The sequence below is a fragment of the Aeromonas sp. SER genome (assembly GCF_038739615.1).
Classification (GTDB): domain Bacteria; phylum Pseudomonadota; class Gammaproteobacteria; order Enterobacterales; family Aeromonadaceae; genus Aeromonas; species Aeromonas jandaei.
In genome coordinates this window covers 204,083-215,587 of sequence record NZ_JBCGFC010000001.1, presented here as the reverse complement: position 1 = coordinate 215,587, position 11,505 = coordinate 204,083, and the positions used below count along the sequence as shown (strand labels likewise).

The 11,505-nt window shown below is 59.2% G+C and carries 11 protein-coding genes; 8 read left to right on the top strand and 3 right to left on the bottom strand.

Annotated features, from left to right (window positions below; translation table 11 throughout):
• Positions 1 to 249: 249 nt before the first annotated feature.
• Positions 250 to 1,689: an OprD family outer membrane porin gene (locus AAHA41_RS01080; RefSeq protein ID WP_203977337.1), complete on the top strand. Its 1,440-nt coding sequence runs from the start codon at positions 250 to 252 to the stop codon at positions 1,687 to 1,689.
• Between the two features lie 122 nt (positions 1,690 to 1,811).
• The gene (locus tag AAHA41_RS01075) at positions 1,812 to 2,639 is read left to right on the top strand and encodes an SDR family oxidoreductase (RefSeq protein WP_323068552.1); all 828 of its coding nucleotides are present in this window, start codon (positions 1,812 to 1,814) and stop codon (positions 2,637 to 2,639) included.
• 34 nt (positions 2,640 to 2,673) lie between these two features.
• Here AAHA41_RS01075 and AAHA41_RS01070 read toward each other — a convergent pair whose 3' ends face one another.
• The gene (locus AAHA41_RS01070; RefSeq protein WP_323068551.1) at positions 2,674 to 3,006 is read right to left on the bottom strand and encodes a DUF1904 family protein; all 333 of its coding nucleotides are present in this window, start codon (positions 3,004 to 3,006) and stop codon (positions 2,674 to 2,676) included.
• An 86-nt stretch (positions 3,007 to 3,092) separates the two neighbouring features.
• On the opposite strand from AAHA41_RS01070, the gene AAHA41_RS01065 reads away from it, so the two are divergent.
• The 4 genes from AAHA41_RS01065 (at position 3,093) to AAHA41_RS01050 (ending at position 6,514) form a co-directional block, all read left to right on the top strand.
• Complete coding sequence (locus AAHA41_RS01065; protein ID WP_323068550.1) at positions 3,093 to 3,983, top strand: TraB/GumN family protein; 891 nt, start codon at positions 3,093 to 3,095, stop codon at positions 3,981 to 3,983.
• Between the two features lie 134 nt (positions 3,984 to 4,117).
• Positions 4,118 to 4,267 carry a DUF3149 domain-containing protein gene (locus AAHA41_RS01060; protein ID WP_071912328.1) on the top strand — a complete coding sequence of 50 codons (150 nt, stop codon included), beginning with the start codon at positions 4,118 to 4,120 and terminating at the stop codon, positions 4,265 to 4,267.
• A gap of 147 nt (positions 4,268 to 4,414) precedes the next feature.
• Complete coding sequence (gene smrA, locus AAHA41_RS01055) at positions 4,415 to 4,996, top strand: DNA endonuclease SmrA (RefSeq protein ID WP_323068549.1); 582 nt, start codon at positions 4,415 to 4,417, stop codon at positions 4,994 to 4,996.
• A gap of 39 nt (positions 4,997 to 5,035) precedes the next feature.
• Positions 5,036 to 6,514: a carboxypeptidase M32 gene (locus AAHA41_RS01050; RefSeq protein WP_323068548.1), complete on the top strand. Its 1,479-nt coding sequence runs from the start codon at positions 5,036 to 5,038 to the stop codon at positions 6,512 to 6,514.
• Between the two features lie 69 nt (positions 6,515 to 6,583).
• Here the strand turns inward: AAHA41_RS01050 and AAHA41_RS01045 are convergent, their stop codons facing one another.
• Positions 6,584 to 6,985: a VOC family protein gene (locus AAHA41_RS01045; protein ID WP_041208004.1), complete on the bottom strand. Its 402-nt coding sequence runs from the start codon at positions 6,983 to 6,985 to the stop codon at positions 6,584 to 6,586.
• 207 nt (positions 6,986 to 7,192) lie between these two features.
• Here AAHA41_RS01045 and AAHA41_RS01040 point away from each other — a divergent pair, with 207 nt between their 5' ends.
• Together AAHA41_RS01040 and AAHA41_RS01035 are read left to right on the top strand one after the other, a co-directional pair.
• On the top strand, positions 7,193 to 8,737 hold the full coding sequence (locus tag AAHA41_RS01040) for an AlkA N-terminal domain-containing protein (RefSeq protein ID WP_323068547.1): 1,545 nt from the start codon (positions 7,193 to 7,195) through the stop codon (positions 8,735 to 8,737).
• On the top strand, positions 8,734 to 9,228 hold the full coding sequence (locus tag AAHA41_RS01035) for a methylated-DNA--[protein]-cysteine S-methyltransferase (RefSeq protein WP_323068545.1): 495 nt from the start codon (positions 8,734 to 8,736) through the stop codon (positions 9,226 to 9,228). The genes AAHA41_RS01040 and AAHA41_RS01035 overlap by 4 nt, the downstream gene beginning before the upstream one ends.
• Positions 9,229 to 9,361: 133 nt before the next feature.
• On the opposite strand, the gene AAHA41_RS01030 is transcribed toward AAHA41_RS01035, so the two are convergent.
• Positions 9,362 to 11,383: a bifunctional 2',3'-cyclic-nucleotide 2'-phosphodiesterase/3'-nucleotidase gene (locus AAHA41_RS01030; RefSeq protein WP_323068544.1), complete on the bottom strand. Its 2,022-nt coding sequence runs from the start codon at positions 11,381 to 11,383 to the stop codon at positions 9,362 to 9,364.
• Between the last annotated feature and the right edge of the window lie 122 nt (positions 11,384 to 11,505).

Sequence of the window (11,505 nt, the reverse complement as noted above, 5' to 3'; positions counted from 1 at the left end):
ATTGATATTTCGCACCGCGAACGTACTCTTGTGATTGTCCGATAGCCAAGAATCGGAACATAAAAAACAAAGAGTGATGAACAGAACTGCACTGCCACAGATGTGCCAAGACATCGGGGTTGCAGAGATCAAACTGAACGATTTTTTGCCCTGCGGGGTTTTGATTGCAATGCCAATACCGAGCGGTGGGCCAGATGCCGACTGCCGGAACAAAAAAAGCTAAGTCCATAAAATCAGGAGCAATACAAAATGGAAAAAGTGATCTTCAAGCGCGCCGCGTTGAGTGCCGCTGTGGTAGCCGCTCTGGTAGCACCCGGTATGGCATTGGCAGCTCAGGACATGATGAGCCCAACCTACGGTAAATCCTACGAAGCCTTCGTCAATGATTCCAAGCTGACAGGTGGTGTTTTCTACTTCCAGCGTGAGCGTGACCGCAAACAGGGCCAAGAAGCCCACTACGATGACGATGGCAAATATGTACCTGCCCAAGATGGCAAGTACCATAGCAACCTCAGCCACTCTACTGCGCAGGTAGCTCTGAACTTCAACTCCGGTTATGCATGGGACATGATCGGTGTCGATGTGGGTGGTTTCGCCGCTGCCAACCTTGCCGTTGACGAAAGCAACGGTGTCAACGAAGAGAACGAGTTCTCCTTCTGGGGCAACAGCTGGTCGCAAGGGGATGGTCTTTCCGAAAATGGAGCCAGCCTCTCCAACGCGGCTCTGAAGCTGAAATTCCTGGATGGCGCTCTGACTGCCAAGGGTGGTTTGACCCAGCTCTATGTTCCGGGCGTAATGGGTGTTAACTGGTCATATCAGCCAGGTACCTATCGTGGTGGCCAGATTGAAGGCAACTTCGGCGGCCTCTACCTGACCTATGCCATCGCTGACGAGTACAAGGCCCCCTGGTTCAAAGATACCAACGGCTTCTCCAAAGCAGGCAACTACGCCGGTGCAGCTACCCAGTATTCTGATGAAAACCAGATCGACTACATCCACGCCCTGGCTGCTCGCTATACCTTTGAGAATGGCACTGCCATTACCGGTGCTTTCGGTCAGTCCGAAGGCTATATGGACAGCTACCACTTCAAACTGGCTCACAAGTTTGACGTGCTGGGTGGCCTCACCACCAGTTATCAGTTCTACGGTTCCGAAACTGACAACACTGACTATGACGGTCTTGCATGGCAGCAAGCTCTGACTGCCGCTTGGGCCATGGGGCCTTATGGTTTCCGCCTGGAAGGCTTGTGGACTAAAGCTGAAGGTGACATGGGGAACTACCTGCCCCGTCTGACCAAAGGCTACGGCAACTCCCAGGGTGCCAACGAAATTTGGTGGGATTCCCGCTCTGACTGGAACGAAAACAACGAGAAAGCACTGTTTGCCGGTGTAACTCGCTCTCTGGACGATCTGGTTGGTGCCCCTGGCTGGTCTGTTGGCGTATCCGGTGCCTATGGCTGGGATGCCGAAAATGGCAATAGCACCCGTGTGGATGGCAAAGAGTGGGCCGCCAACTTTGACGTCATGTATACCGTGCAGGATGGCAAGCTGAAAGGCACTCTGTTCAAACTGCACTATACCGATTACAACAACATGCAGGATGAGAAAGGTAACTGGTACTATCCGAACATGTTCCAATCCGAACACGACGTCAAGTTCCACATCATCATGCCGTTTACCATCATGTAATCAGGCAATACGATGTCAGCAAACCGGGCCAAGTGGCCCGGTTTTCTTTTTTCTGATCAGCAGGTTAACATGCTGACAGACCCCCACTTTCCATCCGTCGCCCCTCTTACAAGGATCTCCCTATGCCCCGATTTGTTCTTGTCACCGGATGTTCCAGCGGGATTGGTCTGGCTGCCGCCCAGGCGCTGGGTCAGCACGGCTTTACCGTGATCGCTTCGGCGCGCAAGGCGGAGGATGTGGAGCGCTTGCAGCAGCAGGGGTTGCTGGCAGTACAGCTGGATCTGGCGGATCCCGCCTCCATCGAGCTGGGGGCCAGTGCGGCACTCCATCTTGCTGGTGGTCGCCTCTATGGCCTGTTCAACAACGGCGCTTATGGCCAGCCGGGGGCGCTGGAAGATCTTCCAACAGAGGCGCTGCGCGAGCAGTTCAACATCAACCTGTTTGGCTGGCATCACCTCATTCGTCAGGTGCTGCCCGCCATGCTGGAGGCCAGAGAGGGGCGGATAGTCCAGAACAGCTCGGTGCTGGGGCTGGTCGCCATGAAGTATCGCGGCGCCTACAACGCCAGCAAGTTTGCGCTAGAAGGTTATTCGGATACCCTGCGTCTCGAGCTGGCCGGCAGCGGCGTCCATATCAGCCTCATTGAACCCGGTCCCATCGATACCCGCTTTCGTGCCAACGCCCGCGCCGCCTTTCTGCGCCATATCGACCCGACCAAGAGCCGCCATCAGGCGGCCTACCAACAGACCCTCAACCGGCTGGAGCGAGAGGGCGGCGCCCGTGGCTTTACCCTGCCAAGCGAAGCCTGTCTGCCGCCGCTAATCCATGCACTGAGCAGCGCTCGCCCCAAGGCGCGCTATCCGGTCACCACCCCGACCAGAGTTTTTGCACTGCTAAGACGGATCCTGCCCACTCGCTGGCTCGACAAGCTATTGGCAAAGTCAGCCTGAGCCCTTGCGCTGGCGACGACCTGAGTCGCCTCGCTCAATAGTGCTCTCCATTGCTGTAGTAGGCGCTTTTATCGATGAGGAAAACCTGCACCACCACATAGGTCTGTTCCCCCAGCGCCGCCTTCAGATGGCGGGTGATAAGGTCTGCCGCCTCATCCTGAATCTCCTGCGGCCTAGCAAACCAGTGCAGCTCGACAAACGGAAAACCGGACTCCAGCTCACCGTCACGAACCCAGTGGCTCTCGACCCGCTCCATGGTGACAAACTCCGGCTTGCCACCGGTCAGGGCACAGAGATCCGCAAGCAGCGGCGCGCTGATCTCCTTGAGGGTATCGAGTGAAACGGCGCGAAAACGAAGATGGGGCATGGCAAACCTCTTGGCTATCAGAAATGAGCACTTATCATAGAGTCTCCTGCGATGAAAAGAAGTCACCAGCCCGGATAAGGATCACCATGAAATTCCAGCGCTCCCTGTTTGCCTTTCTGCTCTGCCTGCTGCTGCCGCTCAGCGCCTTTGCCGATCCCGCCTTCTACAAAATCAGCAAGGGCAACCAGCAACACTGGCTGCTGGGCTCCATTCATGCGGGCAAGCCCTCCCTCTATCCGCTACCGGAGCCGGTCGAACGGGCCTGGCTGCAGAGCCGCGCACTGGTGATGGAGGTCGACATGAACAGCATCGCACAGGCGCAGTGGCAAGAGATGGGCTCTCTCACCCGCCTGGTAGATGGCAAGGCACTCAAGGAGCATCTGCCTGCCGAGCTCTACCAGCGCACCCTGATGGCTGGCGCGCGTCTTGGCCTCAATGAAGCTGCGCTCGCCCCGCTGCGCCCCTGGTTTGTTGCCATCACCCTGACTCAGGCCGCCATGGCCCGCTCCGACTTCAAGAGCGAGCTCGGGATCGATCAACACTTTGCTGCACTGGCCGCCAAAGAGGGCAAACCCGTGGTGGGCTTCGAGACCCTGCTGGAGCAGCTCGGCTATCTTGCCAGCGTAGGTGATAACCAGACCCTGATGCTCTCCAGCACCCTCGACGAGCTGCCGATGCTTGACACCGGCTTCGCCGCCGTGATGAAGGCGTGGCAGCAAGGGGACGAGGCAACCCTGATCAATCTGCTCAAGGAGGAGATGGCACCGCCCGCTCTGCAGAGCTGGATGGAGCAGACCCTGCTGGCCGAACGCAACCACAACTGGCTGACCAAGTGGCAGACCCTGCCCAACGAGAGCTTTATTGTGGTCGGCGCGCTGCATCTTTATGGCGAACAGGGACTGCTGGCGCTGCTGGAACAACAGGGGTGGCGCGTCACTCTGCTGACCACGCCCACCGTGCTGCAAAGCACCAAATAAGGATTCGAGTGAGATTTATCACAATTTGCGGCTGGTCATAAAACAATCTTGTGGGGAGTTGATCGGGATCATCTCCCTGAAGATAAAGGGGTATTTATGATGCCTGTCATCCACCGGATGACAGGAGCAATGAAATGGACTTTTGGCTGGATCTGATGTTTGGCAACAGCGTGGGCTTGATGTCGATGATGGTGATTATCGGCACCTTCATCCTGATCAGCTCTTACGCTGCCTACTTCATCTACAAGGTGATGCACTCGCAACCACCCAAAGCAGAGAAGTAACCCCCACAGGCGGCAGCAACTGGCCGCCTGTTTCGTCTCCGGCGCCCCGGTTTATCCCTCCCCACTCTATTGAACCGGACGATCGTTTTGCGGATCGGCTGGCACCGCTATAATGGCCCCCACTTTGTTTCATATGGGGAGCCTGCCGTGTCACATAGCGACGAACTCTCGCTTTTTCTGAATGAAGTGGCCGATGTCAGGCCCATTCGCAGCGACAATTTCCATCCCCAGGGGGTGAAATCCACCCCGACAGAAGCCCAGCTGGCCCGCCGTCAGGCCGCCACAGCCGAGCAGCTGGCGCTCGATCACCTCACCATGGAGGCGATCGAGATGCTCGACCCGCACGATATCACCGGCTTCAAGCGCGATGGCGTACAAGAAGGGGTCTACAAAAAGCTGCGGCTCGGCAAGTACGAGCTGCAGGCAAGCCTGGACTTGCACCAGAAAACGCTCAATGAAGCGCGTCAGACGCTGGTGCAGTTCATCGCCGATTGCGAGCAGCGCGATATCCGCTGTCTGCTGATCCTGCACGGCAAGGGGGAGCGCAGCACGCCGCGCGCCCTGCTGAAAAGCTATGTCAGCGCCTGGCTGCCGCAGTTGCCGGCGGTGATGGCCATCCACAGCGCCGAGCGCCGCCACGGCGGCAGCGGCGCCCTCTATGTGCTGCTGCGCAAGAGCGAGCGCAAGAAAGCGGAAAACCGCGAACGCCACCAGAAGCGCCTCGGCTGATCCCGGGCGCCCGTCAGGGACGATCACAAGGACAACACCATGTCATACCAGAAACTTGAACAGCACCAGCAACAGCTGCACCGCCTCAACCACCTCTCCGCCATCTGCGGCTGGGATCGCGCCGCCATGATGCCGGAAGGGGGCAATGAGGCGCGTGCCGAAGCGTTGGCCGAGCTCGGCCTCATCATCCACCACAAGCGCACCGCCCCCGAACTTGGCGACTGGATTGCCAAGGCAGAGAGCGAGCAGCTGGATGAGGTGCAGCGCGCCAACCTGCGCGAAATCAAGCGCCAGTGGCAGGATGCCAGCCTGCTGCCCGGCGAGCTGGTCGAGGCGCTGTCGCTTGCCGGCAGCAAGTGCGAGCACGCCTGGCGCAGCCAGCGCAAAAACAACGACTGGGCCGGTTTTGCCCCCAATCTCGAAGAGGTGGTGAAGCTCTCCCGCGAGGTGGCACGTTTGCGGGCAGACAAGCTTGGCGTGCGCCCCTACGACGCCATGCTGGCGCTCTATGAGCCGGGCATGACCAGCGAGCGGCTGGATCAGATCTTCGGCGATCTCGCCAGCTGGCTGCCGCCCCTTATAAAGCAGGTCAGCGAGCGGCAGAAGGAAGAGTCCGTACTGCTGCCGCAAGGCCCCTTCCCCATCGCCGCCCAGCAGGCGCTCGGTCAGGAGGTGATGGGGCTGCTCGGTTTTGACTTCGCCCATGGCCGGCTTGATGTGAGCAGTCACCCCTTCTGCGGCGGTGTGCCGACCGATGTGCGCATCACCACCAGATACAACGAGCAGGAGTTTATCTCCAGCCTGATGGGCATAGTCCATGAAACCGGCCACGCCCGTTACGAGCAGGGCTTGCCACGCCAGCTGTCGGGGCAGCCGGTTGCCGAGGCGCGCTCCATGGCGATTCACGAGAGCCAGAGCCTGTTTTGCGAGATGCAGCTCGGCCACGATCCCGCCTTCCTCTCGTTGCTGGCGCCCCATATTCGCGGCCATTTCGGCGATCAGCCGGCCCTGAGCCCGACCAATCTCGCCAGACTCTACAGCCGGGTCGAGCCCGGTTTCATCCGGGTCGATGCGGATGAGGTGACCTATCCTGCCCACGTCATCCTGCGCTACGAACTGGAGCGAGACCTGATAGAAGGGCGGATCGAAGTAGCAGACATACCCGAACTGTGGGATGCGAAGATGCAGCAGTGGCTGGGACTCTCCACCAGGGGCAACTACCGCAATGGTTGCATGCAGGATATTCACTGGACTGACGGCTCCTTCGGCTACTTCCCGAGCTACACGCTCGGCGCCATGTATGCCGCTCAGCTGCGCTTTGCGCTGGAGCAAGAGCTCGGCAGCATGAGTGAGGTGATCGCGGCAGGCCGCCTGCCGGAGATCTTCGCCTGGCTCGGCCGCCACATCTGGTCGCAGGGCAGCCGCTACAGCACTGATGAGCTGATCAGCCGCGCTACCGGCGAGGCGCTGAACCCGCACTGGCTGCGCCAGCATCTGGAACTGCGCTATCTGAAGTGATCCGTGCAATACGGGTAAAACATGACGGGGCCATGACAGGCCCCGTTTTTTATTGGAAAACGATCCGTGTCAGAGCGGATCCTGCGCGTTCAAAAACTCGCGCAGTTGCAAGATATTGCCCTCCGGGTCAAACGCATTGCGCACCACGAAACCGGGCCCGGACCACTGCTGCGGCAGCAGGCCGCCACCAAGATCCGCCGCTTTCGCCTCCGCCCACGCAAGGCTTGGCACGGTAAAGAAGAGCTTGATGGCCCCCTGCTCACGCAGCGCCGGTGGCGTCGTGACAACGACCTGTCCGATATAGGGCTCGGGGATGGCATGCACAAGCAGCTGGATGTCGCCGTTCTCCAGCACGATCAGCTGCTCGCTCTGACTGCGGATCTCCATCTGCAGCAAGGTTCGGTAAAAGTGGCTCAGCAAGCCCGGTTCCCTGGCATAGATCAGGGCGCCGGCACGGGCGGGACCTGGCATAGTGCAATCCTCGGTGATAAAGGCTCATCCACCTTCGCACAGTTGCGCATGACCTTCACCTGTTTCAGCGCACATTCCATGCAAACTTAATTGCTATCTCTGTCCGTTTCTGGCTAGTCATCCCTCGCGATCCTGCTTAGTCTCTCACTCATCCCTTTTGTGCCGCATCAGCAAATCCCCGGTACTCAACAGCAAGAGAGCCATACCATGACGCCGCAGCACGAGCGTGACCAGCCACAGGATCACCAGATCAACGCCCTCAGTCGCGAGCAGTGCCACGCCGCACGGCTCGCCCGCGACGCTCGCTTCGATGGCCGCTTTTTTACCGGCGTCATCTCGACCGGCATCTACTGCCGACCGGTCTGTCCGGCACGTCCGCCGCACGAGCACAATGTGCGTTACTTCCCGAGCGCCGCTGCCGCCGAGCAGTATGGCCTGCGCCCCTGCCTGCGCTGCCGCCCGGAGCTGGCCCCCGCTGCCCGTGGCGATCTGCCGGTTGAGCTGACACGGCTGCTGGCGCGTATCGATCGCGGCGAGCTGGCAGACTGCACGCTCGCCGAACTTGCGGCAGAGTGCGGTATCAGTGAGCGCACGCTACGCCGCCAGTTTGAGGCATACCTTGGCGCCTCACCAAAGCAGGTGGAGCAGACGCGCCGCCTGCTGCTGGCGAAACGGCTGCTGACCGAGACCCGGATCCCCATCACAGATATCGCGTTTGCCGCCGGTTTTGCCAGCATCCGTCGCTTCAACGATGCCTGGCTTAACGCCTACGGGCTACCCCCGCGTACCCTACGCCAACAGGAAGGCTGCAACGATATGGCCGACCACTGTGCTTCAGGCCAGCGTGGGGCAACGTTGACGCTGCAACTGCCCTACCGCCCTCCGTATGATGTGGCGGCCATGCTGGCGTTCTATCGGCTGCGGGCGATCCCCGGGCTGGAGCGGGTGGATGGCGAAGTGTATGAGCGACGCTATCTGGTTGGCGATCAGGTTGCACTGGTGCGCATCGCACAGGGCAAGGGGCACAGCCTGCAGCTCACCGTCCATGATCTGCCGCTCGCCGCGCTGCCGGATCTGCTCTATCGGGTCCGTCGGATGTGGGATCTCGATGCCGACATGCAGCGGATCGGCGATCTGCTCGGTCGGGATCCGCTACTGGCCCGTTTGCAAGCGCGCTGGCCCGGCGTTCGGCTGCCGGGTGGCTGGGACGAGTACGAGGTGATGCTGCGCGCCATCGTCGGCCAGCAGGTCTCGGTCAAGGGAGCCATCACCATACTCGGGCGACTGGTGGCACGCACCGAGGCCCAATTCGGGGTGGCGCAACTACCGACCCCCGTCCAGCTGTGTGAACTCGATCTCGACGGCATCGGCATGCCCGGCAGCCGCATTCGCACCCTGCGGGGCGTGGCGAAGGCACTGGCCAGCGGCGAGCTGACCCTCACTACAGCCAGTGATGAACAGTTGCTGGCGCTACCGGGCATAGGTCCCTGGACGGTCGCTTACTGGCGGCTGCGCTGCGGGCTCGATACCGATGCCTTCCCCGCTTCCGATCTGGTGCTGCAAAAGGCACTCGGAGGCGGCACCAAACTACCGGTGAAAGAGGTGTTAACCCAAAGTGCAACGTGGCAGCCGTGGCGCAGCTATGCCGCAAGCTGGCTGTGGCATGCCATGAGCGAAGCGCCCGATTTGCTGCTCCGTGCCACCGGCAACGTACAACAGCCAGATACCCAACAACAGGAGATAACCCCATGATCCGCTACGATATCCTGCCGACCCGCTGCGGCGATCTGCTGGTTGCCATCAACGAGCATGGCTTGGTGCACGTGGACTTTGTCACGGGCCTGCGGGCGCTACCCGATATAAGTGGCTGGCAGCAAGACGCCGCAGCGCTGGCCCCCTTCCTCGCCGAGTTTGACGCCTATTTTGCTGGTCGCTTGCAGCGTTTCTCCCTGCCCCTTGCCGCCCGTGGCACCGCCTTTCAGCAAGCCGTGTGGCAAGCGCTGTGCGACATCCCCTATGGTGAGACCCGCAGCTATAGCGATATTGCCCGTGCTATCGGCAAACCCGATGCGGTGCGGGCAGTGGGCGCGGCGAACGGCCGCAATCCGCTCTCGATCATCGTCCCCTGCCATCGGGTGATCGGCCAAAACGGCAGTCTGACCGGCTATGCGGGGGGATTGGAGATTAAAAAGGTGCTGCTGGCGCTGGAGAAGCAGGAGGGGGAGCTAGCCACCGCGCAATAGCGGTGCGCAGGCCGAAGAGGGATATCAACCACCTCCACCCAGTCGGGTCGAGAAAAATATGCCCCCGAAGCGGGGGCATAAGGGTTCTGCCATGACAGCGATACATCACTCATGGCAATGCACCGCTCGCAGCCTATTCAACCAGCTGATAGATCGCGTGGTTGACGAACTTGGGATCATTCGGCTTGACCCCTTCGACTCGCTTCAGCTTGCTCCCCGCCAGTTTTTCAGTTTCCGGGTTGGTTGAGGAGTAGAAGTACACCTTGGCACCGGCCGGCAACGCAGCAAGACTCCAGTTGTTATCCACTTTCTGCTCAAACCCTTCCGGATGCTGCTTCGCCATCTCCTTGACGTAAGCAGAGAGCACTTCGCGGGTCTCCATGGGATCTTCATGCACTACCGCTTTGCTGTCGATGCCCGGGAAATTGCCGCCACCGCTACCGCGATAGTTGTTGGTGACCACATAGAAGTTCTGCTTCAGGTCGATCGGTTTGCCCTGATAGGTGAGCTCGGTGATCCTGTGCTTATCGCTGATCTGCTTGCCATCTTGGTCATAACGGGCTGGCTGGGTAATATCAATCTTGTATTGCACCCCTTTGATCATGTCGAAGTTATAGGGGCGGAAGTCATCTACCACCAGCCACTGCGCCTTGCTGGCATCGGGGACGATCTGGTTGTACTGGCTGACGCTCTTCTCCAGCCACTCTTTCACCGTTGCACCGTTAACTTTGGTCACTTGCAGGGTGTTGGGGAAGACATAAAGATCCGCCACGTTGCGCAGGGAGATCTTGCCTGCCGGTACCCAGGTAAAATCGTTCGGGCCGTTGCGGCCACCACGGAATGGCGCCACCGCCGACAGAACCGGCAGATCCTCGTTGAGGGCACAGTTCACGCCGTTATGACTCAGACAATCCGCCTTAACTTGATCAATATGCCACTTCTGGGCATCGCTCACGATCTGGAGGGAGGCATCGTCCTGCACCACCGAGAAGAAGCTGTAGATCGGCTTGGCGATTTCGCTGATGGGGTCGGCCAGCCACTGATTGGTCGCATCATGAGTTTTGTCGACCAGCGCCTCGATTTGACTATCTCCCGGCACATCCATGCTCTTGTCGACCAGCCGCACTTCCGAGTGGCTGGAAGCCACCTGCCAGCGACCATCCTTCTGAGTCAGTTTGAGGTCGATAACCCCAAGATGGTTACCCGCAACCCCCGGCATTACAGCAGGCACGCCGGCAATCCGGCCCTGGGCATTATCGACCTGAGCGACATCCGGATACTCGCCCGGGAAAGCCTTGTGGGCATGGCCCAGCAACAGAGCGTCAACCCCTTTCACCTGCGCCAGATAAAGCGCGGCGTTCTCCATAAAGGGCTCCTGCGGCGTCCCCGTGATACCGGTATGAGCCACTACAACCACCAGGTCGGCCCCTTTGGCACGCATCTCGGGGATGTAGTGCTCAGCCGTCTCGACCATATCGGCTACTATGACCTTGCCTTCCAGATTACGGCGATCCCACTGCATTATCTGGGGCGGATTCACCCCCAGAACCCCTACCTTGACCGTCTGCACGTTGCCATTGACGTCCTTCACCTGACGGTCGAGCAGCACATAAGGCTTGAAGCGGTTGGGCATGGCACTCCAGTCGATCTTGCCATTGCTATCGCGTTTGAAATCGCGGGCATCGAACACGTTGGCATTCAAGACCGGATAATTGGCCCCCGACAGTGCATCGGCCAGATAGTCGAGGCCATAGTTGAACTCGTGGTTACCGAGGTTGCCGACGTCATATTGCAACTGGTTGAGCGCATTGATGGCGGGATGCCCCAGCTTTTTCAGGTAATCCGGATTGCCTCTGTATTGCGCAAACACATAATCCGACAACGGCGTGCCCTGGATCAGGTCGCCATTATCGATCAGCAGGTTGTTGCCATTTTCCTCACGGGCTTTATGGATCAACAGCGCAGTACGGGAGAGCCCGAGAGAGTGGTCGACCTTGTTCTGGTAGTAGTCAAAACCAAGCAGATTGGAGTGAATATCAGAGGTCTCGATCAGACGCAGATTGACATCGCCGGGGGCGACTTTTCCATTATCGCTATTGCAACCGGAGAGCAACAGCAATACGGCTACCGAGCTCAGCGTGAGGGTCGTCTTCATTGGAATTGTCATGAGTTGTTTCTCACTTTATGTTGTGTTTATCGTTGGTGCCAGCTCGCACATTCTACCTGCAAACCAGACAGATTCATGTGAGCAAAATTGCATAAATGGCTCATACCACT